This is a genomic window from Ilumatobacter fluminis (assembly GCF_004364865.1).
GTDB classification, from domain to species: Bacteria; Actinomycetota; Acidimicrobiia; order Acidimicrobiales; family Ilumatobacteraceae; genus Ilumatobacter; species Ilumatobacter fluminis.
The window spans coordinates 1,137,689-1,156,125 of record NZ_SOAU01000001.1; the positions used below are offsets into that span (position 1 = coordinate 1,137,689).

General features: G+C 67.7%; 15 protein-coding genes. 12 read left to right on the plus strand and 3 right to left on the minus strand.

Going from position 1 to position 18,437, the window contains the following annotated elements; translation table 11 throughout:
• The first annotated feature begins 43 nt into the window (after positions 1-43).
• The 6 genes from BDK89_RS05035 (at position 44) to BDK89_RS05060 (ending at position 7,182) form a co-directional block, all read left to right on the plus strand.
• The gene (locus BDK89_RS05035) at positions 44-1,531 is read left to right on the plus strand and encodes a collagen-binding domain-containing protein (RefSeq protein ID WP_166657387.1); all 1,488 of its coding nucleotides are present in this window, start codon (positions 44-46) and stop codon (positions 1,529-1,531) included.
• Positions 1,506-2,486, plus strand: a complete 981-nt coding sequence (locus BDK89_RS22065; protein ID WP_208293972.1) for a hypothetical protein — start codon at positions 1,506-1,508, stop codon at positions 2,484-2,486. Before BDK89_RS05035 ends, BDK89_RS22065 begins: the two co-directional genes overlap by 26 nt.
• A 42-nt stretch (positions 2,487-2,528) precedes the next feature.
• Entirely contained in the window at positions 2,529-3,809 is a 1,281-nt protein-coding gene (gene lysA / locus BDK89_RS05045) for a diaminopimelate decarboxylase (protein WP_133867904.1), read from the plus strand.
• A gap of 321 nt (positions 3,810-4,130) precedes the next feature.
• Positions 4,131-5,192: a cellulose binding domain-containing protein gene (locus tag BDK89_RS05050; protein WP_133867905.1), complete on the plus strand. Its 1,062-nt coding sequence runs from the start codon at positions 4,131-4,133 to the stop codon at positions 5,190-5,192.
• Entirely contained in the window at positions 5,189-6,733 is a 1,545-nt protein-coding gene (locus BDK89_RS05055; protein ID WP_133867906.1) for a collagen-binding domain-containing protein, read from the plus strand. The genes BDK89_RS05050 and BDK89_RS05055 overlap by 4 nt, the downstream gene beginning before the upstream one ends.
• Entirely contained in the window at positions 6,730-7,182 is a 453-nt protein-coding gene (locus BDK89_RS05060) for a hypothetical protein (protein ID WP_133867907.1), read from the plus strand. The genes BDK89_RS05055 and BDK89_RS05060 overlap by 4 nt, the downstream gene beginning before the upstream one ends.
• A 24-nt stretch (positions 7,183-7,206) precedes the next feature.
• On the opposite strand, the gene BDK89_RS05065 is transcribed toward BDK89_RS05060, so the two are convergent.
• Positions 7,207-7,995 (minus strand): enoyl-CoA hydratase/isomerase family protein, encoded by a 789-nt coding sequence (locus BDK89_RS05065; RefSeq protein WP_133867908.1) that lies wholly within the window; start codon positions 7,993-7,995, stop codon positions 7,207-7,209.
• An 85-nt stretch (positions 7,996-8,080) separates the two neighbouring features.
• Between BDK89_RS05065 and BDK89_RS05070 the strand changes: the two genes are divergently transcribed.
• The 4 genes from BDK89_RS05070 to rho all read left to right on the plus strand — a co-directional run bounded on the left by BDK89_RS05070 (position 8,081) and on the right by rho (position 13,693).
• Positions 8,081-8,716, plus strand: coding sequence for a type II toxin-antitoxin system PemK/MazF family toxin (locus BDK89_RS05070; protein ID WP_133867909.1), 636 nt, complete (start codon positions 8,081-8,083; stop codon positions 8,714-8,716).
• Positions 8,717-8,793: 77 nt separating this feature from the next.
• A complete protein-coding gene (locus tag BDK89_RS05075; RefSeq protein WP_133867910.1) occupies positions 8,794-10,089 on the plus strand; it encodes a homoserine dehydrogenase in 1,296 nt (431 codons plus the stop codon).
• A 2-nt stretch (positions 10,090-10,091) separates the two neighbouring features.
• Entirely contained in the window at positions 10,092-11,465 is a 1,374-nt protein-coding gene (thrC, locus tag BDK89_RS05080) for a threonine synthase (protein WP_133867911.1), read from the plus strand.
• Positions 11,466-11,800: 335 nt separating this feature from the next.
• Positions 11,801-13,693, plus strand: a complete 1,893-nt coding sequence (rho, locus tag BDK89_RS05085; RefSeq protein WP_243839099.1) for a transcription termination factor Rho — start codon at positions 11,801-11,803, stop codon at positions 13,691-13,693.
• 83 nt (positions 13,694-13,776) lie between these two features.
• On the opposite strand, the gene BDK89_RS05090 is transcribed toward rho, so the two are convergent.
• Positions 13,777-15,180 (minus strand): pyridoxal-dependent decarboxylase, encoded by a 1,404-nt coding sequence (locus tag BDK89_RS05090; RefSeq protein ID WP_133867913.1) that lies wholly within the window; start codon positions 15,178-15,180, stop codon positions 13,777-13,779.
• Positions 15,181-15,283: 103 nt separating this feature from the next.
• Here BDK89_RS05090 and BDK89_RS05095 point away from each other — a divergent pair, with 103 nt between their 5' ends.
• Positions 15,284-16,513 carry a hypothetical protein gene (locus tag BDK89_RS05095; protein ID WP_133867914.1) on the plus strand — a complete coding sequence of 410 codons (1,230 nt, stop codon included), beginning with the start codon at positions 15,284-15,286 and terminating at the stop codon, positions 16,511-16,513.
• Here BDK89_RS05095 and BDK89_RS05100 read toward each other — a convergent pair.
• Positions 16,428-16,781, minus strand: coding sequence for a hypothetical protein (locus BDK89_RS05100; protein ID WP_133867915.1), 354 nt, complete (start codon positions 16,779-16,781; stop codon positions 16,428-16,430). The two genes, BDK89_RS05095 and BDK89_RS05100, sit on opposite strands and share 86 nt — an antisense overlap.
• A gap of 23 nt (positions 16,782-16,804) precedes the next feature.
• On the opposite strand from BDK89_RS05100, the gene guaA reads away from it, so the two are divergent.
• Positions 16,805-18,382, plus strand: coding sequence for a glutamine-hydrolyzing GMP synthase (guaA, locus tag BDK89_RS05105; RefSeq protein ID WP_133867916.1), 1,578 nt, complete (start codon positions 16,805-16,807; stop codon positions 18,380-18,382).
• Positions 18,383-18,437 lie beyond the last annotated feature (55 nt).

Here is an 18,437-nt window from a genome sequence, read left to right on the forward strand (position 1 = left end):
GATCATGAATCGAACTTCTTCTGCCTCGCGTCGTGACGTCGGTATGACGTTGCCCGAAGTCGTGATCGTCATTGCCCTGCTCGGCATCATCACGGCGGTCGTCGTCGGCGCCGTCACCGTGGTGTTTCGCAGCGAGGACGGCATTGCCAATACCGTCGCCGAGACCCACGACGTGCAACAGGCAGTGAACTACTTCCCGCTCGACGTGCAGTCCGGCCCGATCGAGGTCGCTGCCTACGAGACGGCACCGAACGCCATCGAAGCCGGTTGTGGAGATGCATCGGCGACGAATGTGGTGTCGTTCGAGAGTGGCGACCGGCGGATTGCCTATCTCTCGACGACGGAGGGCACGGTCGCATCACTCGATCGGTTCGAGTGCGAGCCGTCGGGCTCCGGGTGGACCGTCGCCTCGTCCGCGAACATCGCTGACTCGCTGGACGCATCGAACGGCTCGCCGGTCGAGGTCACGATCGTCCCAGAGTCGTCTGACGCCTCGATCGTCGACGAGGTCGTGATGCGCTTCACGCAGGACGTCGATACCCCCGCTGTGATCGCGAGTCCGAACGCGGACGTCCTGCTCGACCCGGAGGTGCTCAGCGGGACGTGCGCGACCGACAATCCGGTCGCCGCGGCATACGACTTCGGGGCGTTCGTCGAGACCGACGTCCACATCGCAGGCGGCATGATCGAGGGACCGCTGGCCACCGGTGGCACCCTCACCTGGACGCCGAATACGACCGTGGCCCAGGCGAAGGCCAATGCGAAGTACCACGGCGTCGGGCTGTATGTCGGTTCGATCGGCTGGGGCACCTCGGCGACGAAGCTCGCAGTGTTCAAGGGGGACATCGTGATCGGCGGCCCGGCCTACGAGTCGAGCAAGAAGGTCTACCGAGACGCTTCGACTGCAGGCCAATACGTCGAGATGAACGGCGGCGCCAAGTTCGTGCCGCTTTCCTCATATGCCAACCCGCTCGACTTCACGGCGGCGTTCGACGAGCTTCGCGCATGCTCGGGCGCGATCGCGTCGCTGCCTGCGTCGTGCACGAACTGCGCCCACGAAGTGACGATTCTCGACCCTGACCGGCCATCCCCGAACAACCAGTACGTGCCCGGCTCAAGCTCCAAGATGAAGCTCGACATCTCGGGGCCAGGGGGCAACATCCTCAACCTGCCCGAGAGCTACATCTCGTCCAGCACCGTCCAGGAGTTCAGCCACCAAGGTGGACTCTCCCAGTCCAAGCCGCTCATCGTGAACGTGATCGATGACGGTGACGGCGTGGTCAACTTTTCGGTTCCGAGTTCGTCGTGGCAGAACCTGGGGAGTCAGAAGAACGTGCTCGTCAACTTCCCGAACGCAACAACGGTGAACTTCACCAACCGGTTCAACGGCGCCGTCCTGGCCCCGTTCGCCGATGTCACCACCGGCCAGGAATTCTCCGGTTCCGTCATCGCCAGCTCGTGGACGCACACCGGCGGCACCGTCCACAACGACAAGGACCCGTTCGATGGAAACATCGACTTCGACAGCTGAACCCACCGCCGGCCGCGACGGTGGCATGGTCCTCGTCCTGACGTTGCTGCTCACGATCGTGCTCGCCGTGATCGTGTTGGCACTCGCCACCTACGCCGCAACGGCGTTGCGGACGTCGAGGGTCACTGATGGTCGCAACGAGAGCAATGTGAACGCCTCAGCGGGTCTCGACTGGACCATCGAACGGCTCGCCGAGAAGCAGCTCGCACCCGCCGACTGCGACGGTTCTGACGTCGGTGTTCCCGTTGCGGTCTTGCCGCAGGCCGGAACCATCGCGGTGGCGTGCACCAACGTGGCCGAGGTCAATGGCAACCCGACCGTTCACCTCGTGGCGACCGCGACGCTTCCCGATGGCACGTTCCGACGGATCGACGCCCTCGTCCAGGTCCCCGCAGCGAGCCACGTCGCCAACGTCACCCAGTGGAGCACCGACGCTCCCTTGAGCCCGGCGGCAGCCTCGGCCACGACGACCGCGGCTCCAGCCGGCACGACCACGACGACCGCGGCTCTAGCCGGCACGACCACGACGACCGCGGCTCCAGCCGGTACGACGACTACGACGGCTCCGGTCGCGACGACCACGACGACCACAGCTCCGACGACGACCACCACCACGGTCACGCCGAGCGGCACAGTCACGTGCCAGCTGCGCATCACGAGCCAGAGCGGGGCGAACTACTGGGCCAAGCTCGACATCGTAAACGGTCGTTCGACGGCGATCTCAGCGTGGGATGTTCGCATCGAACTGGGGCCTGGCACCTCCGTCGACAGTGCTTACAACTGGGACGGCGGGACGCCCACGCCCGACAAGGACGGCGTGATCACCAACAGCGACCTGGGTTGGAACGGCACGGTTGCGGCATCGACCACTCGCGCCGATGTCTCTGGGGGCCAGTTCAAGTGGAAGGGCAACGACCGGACCGTGCCGACCTGCACGGTCACATCGTTCTCGTAGCCAGTTCGGGCCCTTGTCGCCCAGCCGGTACCGTGGCTCGGCGTGAGCGTGTTGCCCCGCCATCTGTTGCCCGATAACGCTGCGGTCGCCGACGACGGCTGGCTCACGATCGGCGGCTGCTCGGTCCGTGACCTCGCCGCCGAGTTCGGCACCCCGCTGTTCGTCTACGACGAGGAGCATCTGAGAGCCCGCTGCCGTGAAGCGGTCGAGGCGTTCGGCCACGGCAACGCCTACTACGCCTCGAAGGCGTTTCTCTGCAAGGCCATGGCCCGGCTCGCGTACGACGAGGGGATGAAGCTCGATGTCGCCACCGGCGGTGAGCTGCACATCGCGATCTCGGCCGGTGTGCCCGCCCCGGCCTGCGCCTTGCACGGCAACAACAAGAGCGTGGCCGAACTCCGCATGGCGATCGAACACCGCGTCGGCCACATCGTCGTCGACAGCTTCGACGAACTCGACCGCATCGATGCCCTGATGGCGGAGGAGGTCGGACCGACGCCGAAGGTCCTCCTCCGCATCACGCCCGGTGTCGAGGCGCACACCCACGAGTTCATCTCGACCGGGCAGGACGACTCGAAGTTCGGGTTCAACCTCGCCAACGGCGACGCATTGCGGGCCGTCGAGCGTGCCCGCCGCTCGTCGAGTGTCGAGCTCGTCGGCCTGCACTGCCACATCGGCTCCAACGTGTTCGTGGCGTCGAGCTTCGGCAAGGCCGCCGAGGTGATGGCCAACTTCGCCGCACCGTTCGACCTGCCCGAACTCGTCCTCGGCGGCGGTCTCGGCGTTCCCTACGTCGAGGGTGAGGAAGCGCCGACGTTGACACAGTGGGGCAACGTGCTGCGCGACGCGTGCGATGCGCTCGGGGTGCGGTCTCGAGTCGGTGTCGAACCGGGCCGGTCGATCGTCGCAGTGGCGGCGATCACGGTGTACACGCTCGGGACGATCAAGCCGATCCCCGGTGTTCGCACCTACTACTCCGTCGACGGAGGCATGAGCGACAACCCCCGCCCCGTCCTGTACGGATCGGGCTACGAGTCGTTCCTGCCCCGAGCGCCGTTCGCCGACCGAACCGCCGAAGGCCGGCTGGTCGGCAAGCACTGCGAGTCGGGCGACGTACTGCTCCGCGAGGCGCGGCTGCCCGCCGATGCAGCCGTCGGCGATCTGGTCGCCACCCCGGTCACCGGCGCCTACGGCCGATCGATGGGGTCCAACTACAACCAGATCACCCGCCCGCCTGTCGTGTTCGTGCGCGACGGCGATGCCCGGCTGGTCATCCGCCGCGAGACCTTCGACGACCTCCTCGCCACTGACGTCGGTCACTGACCTGGTTCCGGTCACCGATCGCGGTCGGTGGTGACGGTTTCCTCAAGTCTTCGTCTTTCCGGTAACGAACTTGCTCGGCGCGCTCGCCTTCCGCCAGCCGGCTGCCGATAGGTGCAATAACGGTGTGCGGTTCCCTCGATCTTCGAATCACTGGAAGCGCTTCCGAACGAGGAAACAATCAGGTACATCACTGCAGGTCGCCGTACGAGTCGGCGACGCCAGACATCACCGGAGGCGGGAATGAGCAGGATCAGCAGGGGACGGGAGCGGCCCGCGCGCGGACGACGACGAGATCGTGGAGCCTCGCTGATCGAGGTCCTGGTGGCGGTCGTGCTGCTCGGCACGGCCGGTGTAGCGGTCCTGCTGGCAATGGCGACCACTACGATCGGTGCCCGGACCCACGACGAGATCGCAACCGTCCAGATGTGGTTGGCGTCGACCGGCGATCGTCTCATGGCATCGGCGAACGACGAGAGCGTCTACGCAGCGACCAACTCCGAAGTGCCGGGGTACGTTCCCTGCTCCGAGGCGTCGAACCAGGAGATCATCGCGGAGTATCAGACGCAGGTCGATGCGCTGCTCTCCGGTAGCGAGGGAGCGCCGAACGTGCACGTCGACGCCGTGCAGTACTGGAACGGCACCGGCTTCGGTACCGAATGCCGCTGGAATCAGAACCATCGACTCCAGCAGATCGTGCTCTCGGCAGCGGTGGCCGGCGACGACCGCGAGACGTTCGTGGTCCTCCGTCGCCCGTTCACCGAGGACGAGGTGCCGACCGCCGCTCACGAACCCGACAGCGACGGCGACGGTCATCCTGATGCCGTCGCCGTCGACGAGAACCCATGGATTCACGGACCCACCACGTCGACGTCAACGACGACAACGACGTCGTCGACGACCACGACGACGGTTGCCGGCCCGGCCGCCACGAGCACGACGACCACCGTGGTGGGCCCGGGGCCGACGTCGACCACGTCCAGCTCCACGAGCACGACCAGCTCCACGTCCACGACCAGCTCCACGACCGTTCCTGCCACGACGACGACGGTCGTGCCGACGACGACGGTCGCGAGCGGGTTGCGCTGCACTGCGACGGTCGCCGGCAACTGGAACAGCGGTTATCAGATCAACGGAACAGTGACCCACTTCGGCGGCGGCTCGACCAATGGCTGGACCGTCAAGATCACCTATCCGAACAAGGCGAAGGTCAACCATTCGTGGAACGTTTCGGTGTCGACGAGCGGCAACAGCGCCTTCGGCTCGTCGATGAGCTACAACGGCAACCTGTCGAACGGCGCCAGTGTGACGTTCGGTATCCAGGGGCCGAAGAACGAGGACCTCCCCGCCGAGGGGAACCCGGTCCCCTGTGAGGTGGTCTCATGAGCATTCGACCCGTTCGTGACCGCGGATCGAACCTGATCGAGATCGTCGTCACGATCGGCCTGATCGGCATTCTCTCGGTGAGCCTGCTCGCGGCCATCGGCGTGATCTTCCGCACGGAGGACGGTGTGGCGACGATGGTGACCGAGTCGCACGACGTGCAACAGGCGGTCAACTACGTCGCCCGCGACATCCAGTCCGGCCCCGCCTCGCCGCTCGCGTATCGCACCGCCGCCCACCTCGACGTCGGGAGCGGCTGCTCCGCGAGCGGCACCGACAACATCTTGCGCATCGACTACGGAACCACGTTCGTGGCGTATCGCGTCGAGAACACGACCGACACGAACGCCCGACTCGACCGATACGAATGCAACAGTGACGGATCGGTCCGCGAGGTCATCAACATCGCCGATCACCTCGTGGACGACGGAACGGTGTCGCCGGCCTCGGCGAACCTGCTGGTGAAGGGGGTTCCGGCCGGAGCGCCCGAGGTCGACCGTGTCGTCATCGAGCTGCAGCAGTCGGGCGGCCCCCAGCGGCTGTCTGGTTCCCCTCGGGCCGAGAACCAGCTCGCCGATGCCGTCGTGGCGGGTGACTGCACCGCCGACCCGCTCGAGGAGACGCTCGGCTTCTCGACCTTCATCAAGGGCGACGTGCGCTTCACGAACGGCCCCCAGATCAAGTGGACGTCGGGGATCGGCGGCAGCCTCTCGTTCACCGGCGGCGTGAACGTCGGCCAGAACATCAACAGCGACGACGAGCTGCCGTCGATCGAGCCGTTCGGCACCGCCCTGTACGTGCATCGCGTCGACTGGGCCTCGACGACCGGCACGCTCACCATGCACTCGAATAAGGACATGGTGATCGACGATCGTTCGAACACCTACATCCCGGGCAGCGCCAAGTCGGCCTACCAGCTCAACGGGTCTCCCTCGAACGGAGAGATCCGTGCCAATGGCCAGAGCAGGATCTTCCCGATCGACGACGAGATCGACTTCGACAATGCTTTCGAGGTGCTGCGGTCGTGCTCGATCGCCCTGGCCCACCTCCCCGACACGTCCTGCTCGAACTGCGCGGTACACCTCGAGATCCTCGACCAGAACGGCTCCGGCCCCTACCCGGGCGTGTCGGCCGGAACGAACATGAAGCTCCGGATGGTCCCCGGCAAGGTCAACGTCTTGAACGTGGCGGCCGCCGACTTCGTACGAATGAAGAACATGAGCTTCATCGGGACGTCGCCCGGTCCGAACGAGCCACTCATCGTGAACATCACCGACTCGGGTGTCGTCACCCTCGACGACTATCCGGGCCAGGGCGGAATCGGCTCGTGGGTCACCTCGACGCTCTGGAACTTCCCGAATGCGAGTGAGGTCCACCTGCTCTCGAACAACGACGACGTCTGGGGGACGATCTTCGCACCCCTCGCCCACGTCCACTCCGAGGTGAAGATCGAAGGCGGCGTCGTCGCCCGGTCGTGGACGCACGACAGCCGCGAAGTCAACGGACCTCGCGTCTTCTCCGGAACCATCGATTGGGACTCATGATGGAACAACCCACATCTCGCTCCTCCGACCGCGGCTCGATCCTGATCCTGACGCTGGTGCTGACGATGGTGCTGTCGCTCATCGTGGTCGGCCTCGCCCGCTACACGATGGCCGGGCTCGCCACGTCCGACGTGAGCACCGAACGGACCGAACGAACGGCGGCCGCGACCGCCGGGATCTACTTCGTCGTCGAGCAACTGTCGGTGAGTGCTCCGGCCGGCTGCCCGGCGCAGCAGGTGCTGGCGAGTTCGGTCGTCCCCGGCGATGTCGCAGTGTCGGTCGCGTGCAGCAAGGTCACCACGACGGAGTCGCCGGCGATCTACGAACTCGTGGCGCGCACCACGGACGGCCACATCGCCGGACAGATCTCGGTCTCGGTGCAGGTCCGCACCGAGATGTCGTCACCGCGGAGCGTCCGGGTCGTCGAGTGGGACGGCAACGACGTCTGAGCGGGTCGATTCAGTGTCGAGCGCTCAGGATCCGCCGCGACGGCGGAGATAGCTCCGGCTGAACTCGACCGACTCCGGGTCGGCCATGGCCGAGATGAGGACGTCTGCCTCGGAGGTGCTGCGCCCCAGACCGGCGATCTCGTCCATGACGGCGTTGACGTGCTGTTTGGTCTGCCTGATCGAGAACCACGGCTTCTCGGCCAACTCGGCCGCCATCCGGTCGGCTGTCGCCACCAGTTCGTCGGTCGGCACCACCCGGTTCACGAACCGGATGTCGCGGGCCTCGACGGCGTCGAACGGCCGACACGTGAGCACCAGTTCCTTCGTCAGCGCCGGGCCGATCTCGCGGACGAGACGAGGGATGCCGCCCCACGCCAGCGGGATGCCGAGATCGACCTCGGGGATCAGGAAACGGGCGTCGTCGCCGGCGAGCCGGAGATCGCACGCCGACGTCAGCACGACGCCGCCACCGACGCAGTGGCCGTGGATGGCGGCGATCGTGAGCGGTCGGACGTCGGCGAGCGCATTGGTCGCCCGCCGACCGAGGTCGGCCTGATCGCGCTGTGCGGCCGGGCCGAGTGGCTCACCGAAGGCGCCGAGATCGAAGCCGGCGCAGAACGCCCGGCCCGCTCCGCGCATGACGACGACCCGGACGTCGTCCGCACCGTTCAACCAGTCGCACGCCGCGATGACCTCGTTCAGGAGCTGCGGTGTCAGCGCGTTCAGCTTGTCGGGCCGGTCGAGGAGCAGCGTGGCGACCGGTGCGCCGGGCTCGTGGCGCAGCTCGATCGTCGAGAGCGGGGGCGTGTCCATGACAAGAGCCAAACAGAGCCCGCCCCGAGTCACCGCACCGGACGGCGTGACCGGGTGGGCACGTGGCCACGTACGATGGTCGGCCATGCCCGGCAAGATCGACATCGGCGGCTACTTCAAGAAGCTCACCAAGCGGGGGAGCGGCGGCCGCCGGCACGACACCGCCGACGACACCGAACCGTCGTCGGACGCCGGCGACGACTCGTCGGGCGGCATCTCCGGCGCCCTCAAGGACGCGATCGGGAAGAGCAAGTCCGGCGCGAAGCGGGCCGCCGACAAGGTGTCGAGCACGGCTCGTCGGCGCAAGCAGCCCGAACTGGCGAGCGAGAGCGTCGTCTCGATCGAGTACAGCCCCCGTCGCGACGGCGATCCCGACCCCGGTGAGGTCGTCTGGGGATGGGTGCCGTTCGAGGAAGACCCGAGCCAGGGCAAGGACCGACCCGTCGTCATCATCGGCCGTCGCGGTGCGATGCTGGTCGGTGTGCCGCTCACGACGAAGCGCAACCATCGTGAAGCCCAGCTGAACATGGGCACCGGTGGGTGGGATCCGAAGCGGCGCACCAGCTACGCACGAATCTGGCGGATGTGCGACATCGACCCCGATCGCTGCCGTCGTGAAGGTGCCGTCCTCGACGTGCAGCGGTTCGAGTCGCTGGTTCGAGCGGTCGACGAGTACTACGACGTCCGGCTGCCCGACACCGGCAGCGTCGACGACTACTGACGTTCGACGCTCGGTTCCCGACCCCGAACTCGGAACGGATCTGCGCGCCCGGCGCCTCGGCCTCTAACCTTCCCGCCGTGGCGAACGACACGAACACCGTCCGGATCGGCCTGCTCGGCTGCGGAAACGTCGGCGGGGCGCTGATCCCGCTCATCGAACAGCAGTCAGATGTCATCGAGGCCCGCACCGGCATCCGGCTCGAGGTGACCCGGGTCGCCGTCCGCAACGTAGCCCGCGACCGGGGCGTGACACTCGCCGACGGTGTGCTCACCCGTGACGCCATGGCCGTCGTCACCGACCCCGACATCGATCTGGTGATCGAGGTGATCGGCGGCATCGAGCCCGCCCGCGAGCTGATCACCGCCGCCCTCCGGGCCGGCAAGCCGGTCGTCACCGGCAACAAGGAGCTGCTCGCCAACGTCGGTCACGAACTGTTCGCGATCGCCGACGAGGCGGGCGTCGACCTCCTCTTCGAGGCCGCCGTCGCCGGCGGCATCCCGCTCATCCGTCCGCTCCGCGAGAGCCTGCGTGGCGAACCCGTCACGCGCGTCATGGGCATCCTCAACGGCACCACGAACTTCATCCTCACGAAGATGACCGAAGAAGGCGCCGAGTACGCCACGGCGCTCGCCGAGGCACAGGAACTGGGGTACGCCGAGCGTGACCCGACGGCCGACGTCGAGGGATACGACGCCGGCGCGAAGGCCGCGATCATCGCCTCGATCGCCTACGGATCGCGTGTCGTCGCCGGCGACGTGTACCACGAAGGCATCAGTGCGATCACCGCCGCCGACATCGGTGTCGCGTCCCGACTCGGCTACGTCGTCAAGCTGCTCGGCATCGTCGAACAAGATCCCGAGACGGGCGCAGTCGCGGTGCGCGTCCACCCGGCCATGGTCCCGAAGCACCATCCGCTCGCCAGCGTGCGGGAGAGCTTCAACGCTGTCTTCGTCGAGGGCGACGCCGTCGGCCAGCTCATGTTCTACGGGCGCGGCGCCGGCGGTGCCCCCACGGCGTCGGCCGTGCTGGGCGACGTCATCGACGCGGCGGTCAACCTCAGCAAGGGCACCCACGCCACGCTCGGGTCGTTCGGTCGGGCGACGATCATGGGGATCGACGAGACGAGCGCCGAGTACCTGATCAGCCTCGACGTCTCCGACGAACCCGGCGTGCTACACGCCGTCACCGGCGCGTTCGCCGACAACGGCGTCAGCATCCGGGCCGCCGAGCAGGAGGGCATCGGCCCCGATGCCCGCCTCGTGTTCATCACCCACACCGCCCGCGAGGCCGACGTGCAGGCGACGGTCCGGAGCCTGCGCGATCTCGACGCCGTCCTCAAGGTCGGCGGCTTCATCCGGGTGATCGGCAGCTGACGGTGCGGTTCGTCTCGACCCGCGGCGACGCCCCGGAGCTCGGCTTCACCGACGTGCTCCTCGCCGGACTGGCCGCCGACGGAGGGCTGTACGTGCCCGAGCGTTGGCCCGAACTCCCCGATCTGTCGTCGGCGACGTCGTACGTCGACACTGCCGTGGCCGTGATCGAGACCTTCGTCGGTGACGACATCGCCCCCGACGACCTCCGCACCCTGTGCAGCGACGCCTACGGCACGTTCCGGCATGCCGCCACCTGCCCGCTCGTCCAGATCGACGACCGGCAGTGGCTGCTCGAGCTGTTCCACGGGCCGACGCTGGCGTTCAAAGACGTTGCACTCCAACTGGTCGGCCGGATGTTCGACCACGCGCTGGCGCAACGCGGCGAGCGGCTCACGATCGTCGGTGCGACGAGTGGCGACACCGGTTCGGCGGCGATCGACGGCGTCAAGGGGTGCGACAACGTCGACATCGTGATCCTGTACCCGGCCGGTCGCACCAGCGACGTCCAGCGTCGTCAGATGACGACGGTCGACAGCCCGAACGCTCACGCGATCGCCATCGACGGCAACTTCGACGACTGCCAGGACCTCGTCAAGGCGATGTTCAACGACGCCGCGTTCCGCGACGAGATGCGGCTGTCGGCGGTCAACTCGATCAACTGGGCTCGGGTAATGGCCCAGGTCGTCTACTACGTGACCGCGTCGCGGGCGCTCGACGGCACCTCGACCTTCTGTGTGCCGACCGGCAACTTCGGCAACGTGCTCGCCGGCTGGATCGCGCAACGGATGGGCGCCCCGATCGCCGACTTCATCGTCGCCTCGAACTCGAACGACATCCTCACCCGCTTCATCAACGATGCCGACATGACGGCCCGTGAGGTCGTTCCCACGCTCAGCCCGAGCATGGACATCCAGGTGTCGTCGAACTTCGAGCGGCTCCTCTTCGAGATGAACGGTCGCGACGGCGGCATCACCGCCGAGCAGCTCGGCCGGTTCCGCAGCAGCGGTCGTCTCGACGTCGAGGCCGACCAGCGGACCGACTTCATCGACGGCACGTTCCGTGCGGCCCGCTACGACGACGAGGCGACACTCGCCGAGATCGGTCGCATCCACGCCGAGACCGGCATGCTCGTCGATCCGCACACGGCGACGGGCACCGCTGCCGCCCGTGATCTGGCCGGCGACCGACCCGTCGTGAGTCTCGCGACGGCCCATCCGGCCAAGTTCCCCGACGCCGTGGAGCGGGCGACCGGTGTCCGGCCGACGCTGCCGCCGCACCTGGCCGACCTGTTCGATCGCCCCGAGCGCACCCAGACGCTGCCGAACGATCTCGCGACGGTGCAACAGTTCGTGCGGTCCGTGTCGCGCGCCGGCTGAACGACACCCGCGACGTCGGCGTCCGTCCCAGTATCCGGACACGTGTTCGCCGGAATGATTGCGTCCGGAGACGTCGGCCGGTTAGAGTGATGCCTGCCCAGGGCTTCCCCCGGGCGGCACCCGGTCCGGTTGGGATCGGCCGGGGCTCCCTCACCAGGTGTGCTGCAACGACGTGCGTCGCTGTGAACACCGAGCGATGCTCCTCGATCACAACACCGTGTGTTCTCAACACGTCCGACGGCTTCCGCGCCGTCGGGCGGGCCGCCGTCCCACCAACGTCGGTCGCTCCCTGCTCCCAGCCCCTCCAGGGACCGCCTCGAGAGAAAGTCGTCACCGTGACCGCACAGGCGCTCGAACAATCCGTCCTCAAGTCGAAGGACAAGGCCCAGCTGATCGCCATCGCCGAAGCACTCGGCGTCAAGGCCAACAGCCGAACGAAGAAGGCCGACCTCATCGACGAGATCCTCACCAAGACCGGCGGCAACACGTCGGCCGACGCCGCCGCTCCCGCTGCCGCGCCGAAGAACGACGCACCCGCATCGGGTGACGACGCCACCGGGTCGGCACCGAAAGCGCCGGCACCGAAGGCGTCGACACCGCCGGCCGAGCCGGCAGACGAGCCGAAAGCCGAATGGGAACTGGCGCTCGACCTCGACGGCGGCGGCGACGAGCCCGCCGAGTCGAAGCAGAGCGACCGCTCGGGCGATGCGTCGTCCGCATCGACCGACCAGCAGCCCAAGAGCGACGATCAGCGCAAGAGCGACGACCGTGGCGGCCGGAACAAGAACGACGGCCAGCAGAACGATCAGCAGTCGAAGAACGACGGCGGCCAGAAGAACGACCGTCCGAAGGACGACGGCCAGAAGAACGACGGCCAGTCCAGGGGCGACGGTCAGGGCGGCCAGAACAAGAACGACGGCAACAAGAACCGTCAGAACAACCAGAACAACCAGCAAGGCAACAACGACGGTGACGGCAGCGGTCGCAGCAAGCGTCGCCGGCGTCGTCGCAAGGGCCGCGGCGGCCAAGACGGCCCGCAGGGCGAAGACCGCGACCTGCTCGACGGTGACGACGACAACACGCCGACCAGCAACGAGCCCGTCAAGGTCGAGGGCTACCTCGACATGCGTGACGAGGGCTACGGCTTCCTCCGGGTCAACAACTACCTCGCCAGCAAGAGCGACTCGTACATCCCGGTCAAGCTCAGCCGCCAGTTCGGCCTCCGCAAGGGCGACCACGTCGTCGGCATGTCGCGACCGGCCGGTCGCAACGAGAAGAACCCGGCGATGCTCGAGATCCAGTCGGTCAACGGCCGCCCGCCCGAGCAGGCGAAGAAGCGAGCTCGCTTCGAGGACCTGACGGCGCTGTTCCCCGATTCGAAGCTCCGCCTCGAAGATCCGTCCGACCCGACGAACATGACGGCGCGCATCATCGACCTGGTGTCGCCGATCGGCAAGGGCCAGCGTGGCCTCATCGTGTCGCCGCCGAAGGCCGGCAAGACGACCGTGATGAAGACGATCGTGGCGTCGATCGAGAAGAACAATCCGGAGTGCAAGACGATCGTGCTCCTGATCGACGAGCGGCCCGAGGAGGTCACCGAGTTCAAGCGCAGCGTGCGTGGCGAGGTGATCGCGTCGACGTTCGACAAGCCGAGCGATCAGCACACCCAGATCGCCGAGATGGCGATCGAGAAGGCTAAGCGCATGGTCGAGTACGGCGACGACGTCGTCATCATCCTCGACGGCATCACCCGCCTGTCGCGTGCGTACAACCTCGCCGCTCCGGCGAGTGGCCGCATTCTCTCCGGTGGTATCGACGCCGGTGCGCTCTACCCACCGAAGCGCTTCTTCGGTGCGGCTCGCAACGTCGAGGAGGGTGGCTCGCTCACCATCCTCGCCACGGCGCTGGTCGAGACGAACAGCCGCATGGACGAGGCCGTGTTCGAGGAATTCAAGGGCACCGGCAACATGGAGCTTCGCCTCGACCGCAAGCTCGCCGAGCGGCGGATCTACCCGGCGATCGACGTCGACGCCTCGTCGACCCGACACGAGGAGCTGCTGTTCGACCGCAAGCAGCTGCAGATGGTGTGGAAGCTGCGTCGTGTGCTCAGCGGTCTCGCCGCCGACGGCAACGCTGCGCCCGGCCTCGAGCTCTTGGTCGACCGTCTCAAGACGTTCCGAACCAACGACGAGTTCCTCACCGAGATCGCCAAACAACCCGGCATGTGATCAGGGGGTCGGATACGTTTCGTCGCCAGGTCTGGGTGCTCGACGTCCAGGGTCGACGAAACGTATCCGACCCCATTCGCTCCTCAGGTGGTGAGTGCCTGCCAAAGGGCCTGAACCGCGGAGCGGTCGGTGTTGACGGCTCCGATGCTGACGCGGAGCGCGCTGCGACCGTCGAGGACGGTGCGGGTGACGTGGAACTCACCGGCGGTGTTGATCCGGCCGATCAGCTCGTCGGTCGGTGCATCGTCGTCGCCGACGATCCGCAGGCAGACGAGGTTCAGCGGGTGCGGCGCGACCAACTCGAACCGGTCGTCGGCGGCTACCCAGGCCGCGAACTCCTGGGCCAGTTCGACGTCGCGGCGGATGCGCCCCTGCGCCGTGCCGACCCCGTCGAGTCGGAGGTTGAACCACAGCTTGAGCGCCCGGAAGCGCCGACCGAGTGGGATCTGCCAGTCTCGGTAGTCGATCGCCGCACCGGTCTCGGCCGCTGCCGACCGGAGATACTCGGGCAGGATGCTGAGCGCGCCGAGCAGTGCAGTGCGATCGGCGGTCCAGAACAGTGAGCAGTCGAAGTTGACGCCCATCCACTTGTGCGCGTTGGTGCAGTAGCTGTCGGCCCGTTCGAGCCCCTGATTGACCCACCGCAGCTCGGGTTCGAGCGCGGCGATGCCGGCCATCGCACCGTCGACGTGCAGCCAGACGCCCGACCCGGCGCAGACCGCGGCGATCTCGGGGGTCGGGTCGAATGCGAGTGACGACGTCGACCCGTGCGTCGAACACACGAAGAACGGGATCAGGCCGCCTTGCGTGTCGGCCTCGATCGCGGCGGCGAGCGCGTCAGGTCGCATCGCGAACTGCTCGTCGTGGTCGATGATTCGCATCCGATCCGAGCCGATCCCGGCGATGCGGAGCCCCTTCTCGATCGACGAATGCGCCTGCGACGTGGTGTAGGCCACCAGCCGGGTCGTGTCGCCGATCTCGTTCACCGCGCCGGCGGTCGCCTTCCAGCGAGCGGCCAGGATCGCGACCAGGACGGCCTCGCTGGCGGAGCCCTGGATGACACCGCCACCCCGTTCGCTCGTGGAGCGATACCGGGCGGGGAGACCGAGCAGCTCGTGCATCCAATCGAGCATCAGTGTCTCGATCTCGGTGCAGGCCGGCGAGGTGACCCAGCTCATGCCCTGCACGCCCAGCCCGGCCGACAGCAGCTCGCCGAGCACGGAGGAGTAGGTGACGTTGGCGGGGAAGTAGGCGAACCAGTTCGGGTGCTGCCAATGCGTGATCGTCGGCAGGACGACCCGATCGATGTCGCTGCGCACCGCCTCCCATGGTTCTGGCTCCGCCGGCGGATGCTCGGGCAGCATCGCCCGGACATCGCCGGGTGCGACCCGGTCGAGGACCGAGTGCGCCTCGACGCCGTGGTCGAGATAGTCGGCGATCAGGTCGATCAACTCGTGGCCGGCACGTCGGAACTCGTCGGGGGTCACGAGCCGACGGTACCGCTCGGCGCACCGCAGTATCGGCCTCCGGCCTCCGGGGCGCGGACCTTCGACCCTGTGGCGCCCGCCACGTGCGGCGCACCCTGGACACATGAGCGGTTTCACCTACTCCGTCGTGGCGTCGGCGCTCCACGACCCGGCGTCGATCGGTCGCCTCCTCGCACCGGTGGTGATGTCGCTGGAGGAGATCGGCGGTCGACGGGCCACGAGCGTCGACCTCGAGCTGCACACGCCCCACGTCATCGTGGTCGGCACGGGCGGCACCGAACGCGAGACGCTCCACCTGATCGAACGTCGGCACGCCCACGCCCCGTGGGAACCCGTGGTCCTCGTGGCCCACGGCCGCCACAACAGCCTCGCCGCAGCGTTGGAGACGCTCGCCTTCGTCCGTCGAGCGGGCATTCCGGGGCGGGTCGTCCAGGTTGACGGTCGCGGTGAACCGGCGGCGACGATCACCGATCTGCAGGCCATCCACCACTTCCAGCACGCCCGGATCGGCCTCGTGGGCGAACCCTCCGACTGGCTCGTCGCGAGCGTGCCCGACCGGGAGACGTTCCACGCCCGCTGGGGACTCGAGCTGGTCGACGTGCCGGTCGCCGAGGCGATCGTGCACCACGGCGACGCCCCCGACGTCGACGTCCAACCCGTAGCCGTTCGCTTCTCGGGCGGCACCACACCGACCGCCGAGACGGTGGCCGCGGCGGCCATGCATCCGACGCTCACCCGCCTGATCGACGCCCACCGGCTCGATGCCGTCGCGGTGCGCTGCTTCGACTTCATCACGGAGCTGCGGACGTCCGGGTGTATCGCCCTCGCCCAGCTGAACGACGACGGCATCGTCGCCGGCTGTGAAGGCGACGTCGCCTCCACGGTCGCCATGATGATGGTGCGAGAGGTGCTCGGGATGCCGTCGTGGATCGCCAATCCGGCTCGGATCGACACCGAGCGCGACGAGCTTGTGTTGGCCCACTGCACGGTTGCTCCGTCGATGGTCGACGACCTCGAGCTCCACACCCACTTCGAGTCGGGTCTCGGCATCGGCCTCCGCGGGACGTTCCCGCCGGGACCGGTGACGTTGCTCAGACTCGGCGGCGACTCACTCGACCAGGTGTGGCTGTCGGAGGCCGAGGTCGACCACGGCGAGGCGGAGCGCGACCTGTGCCGCACGCAGGTGGTCCTGCGGAACGTGGAGCGGATCGACGACCTGATCGAGGACCCGCTCGGGAATCACATCGTCATGGTGCGGGGTCACCACCGGGAGCGTCTGGAACGCTGGTGGCGTCTGGCGTTCGGGGAGCGCCCGACCGCCGTGCCGACCTGACGATCCGCCACCCGATGAAGCCGAGCCCGGCCACGATGGCGAGGGCGATCGAGTACTGGGCCCACCCGCCTCGCGCCTCGCTGCCGCAGTTCGGCCGTGGCAGCGAGGAGAGGCAGTCGCTCAACGCCTGCTCTTCCGGGTAGAAGACGTTGAAGGTGCTCGGCGGCGGCGTTTCGGGCGGCGTCGGCTCGCCCTGCGCGGCGACCGTGGCGCCTCCGATCAACACCGCCAGCGACACCAGCAGGATCGAGAACGCGCGCTCCAGCACGAGGACTGTCTACCATCGAAGTCTTGAACACCGACGCCGCGCCCGACACCCCCGCCGCAACGCACGACACGGCCCTCGTGGTCGACTTCGGTGCCCAGTACGCCCAGCTGATCGCCCGCCGGGTGCGAGAGCTGAGCGTGTACTCCGAGATCGTGCCGCATCGCATCTCCGCCGCCGAGGTCGCCGACAAGGCACCGTCGGCCATCATCCTCTCCGGTGGCCCGGCGAGCGTGAACATCGACGGCACGCCGCGCCTCGATCCGGCCATCTACGAGCTCGGGATCCCGATCCTCGGCATCTGCTACGGCGCACAGCTCATCGCCACCCAGCTCGGCGGAACCGTCGGGCGGGGCCTGGCGGGGGAGTACGGGCGCGCCCGGGTCACCCGGATGGCGGAGTCGTCGCTCGTCCCCGACGAGGTGCCCGACGAGTACGACGTCTGGATGAGCCACTTCGACGCGATCACCGTGGCGCCGCCCGGGTTCACCCCGACGGCCAGCACGAAGGACGCGCCGGTCGCCGTGCTCGAGAACGACACCCGCCGCATCTGGGGAGTGCAGTACCACCCCGAGGTCGTGCACTCGCCGTACGGCATGCGGGTGATGGAGCGGTTCCTGCACGACCTGGCGGGCTGCAACACCAGCTGGAGCATGGCGTCGGTGATCGACGAGCAGGTGGCGGCGATCCGGCATCGCGTCGGCGACGCCCGGGTGATCTGCGGACTGTCGGGTGGTGTCGATTCCTCCGTCGCCGCCGCTCTCGTCCACAAGGCGATCGGCGCGCAGCTCACCTGCATCTACGTCGACACCGGCCTCATGCGCAAGGGTGAGAGCGAGCAGGTCGTCGAGACGTTCCGCCGCAACCTCGGTATCGAACTGATCCATGCCGACGAAGGGCAGCGATTCTTCGACGCACTCGCCGGGGTGACCGAGCCCGAGGCGAAACGCAAGGCGATCGGCGAACAGTTCATCCGGGTGTTCGAGCGCCACACCGGTGGCGTGTCCGACGCCGAGTTCCTGGTGCAGGGCACGCTCTATCCCGACCTGATCGAGAGTGGCGGCACCGACGGCACCGCATCGGTGATCAAGAGCCACCACAACGTCGGCGGGCTCCCCGACGACATGGAACTCGAACTGATCGAGCCGCTGCGCGACTTGTTCAAGGACGAGGTCCGCGCGCTCGGCACCGAGCTGGGGCTGCCCGACGAGATGGTGTGGCGGCAGCCGTTCCCCGGACCGGGGCTCGGCGTGCGCATCATCGGCGAGGTCACGCCGGAACGCGTGGCGCTGCTGCAGGAGGCCGACGCCATCGTGCGCGAAGAACTCGCTCGGGCCGGCCTCGAGCGCGAGATCTGGCAGTCGTACGCCGCGCTGCTGTCCGACGTTCGTTCGGTCGGCGTGATGGGCGACGAGCGCACGTACGGCCACCCCATCGTCGTCCGTGCCGTGACCAGCGACGATGCGATGACCGCCGACTGGGCGCGGATTCCGTACGAGGTGCTCGAGACGATGTCCCAGCGCATCATCAACGAGGTCACCGGCGTCAACCGGGTCGTCTACGACATCACGTCGAAGCCGCCCGGCACCATCGAATGGGAGTGACCGCGCCGTCTCCGTCCCGTCGGCCGGCGTGACACACGTCGCCCCTGCCGATCCC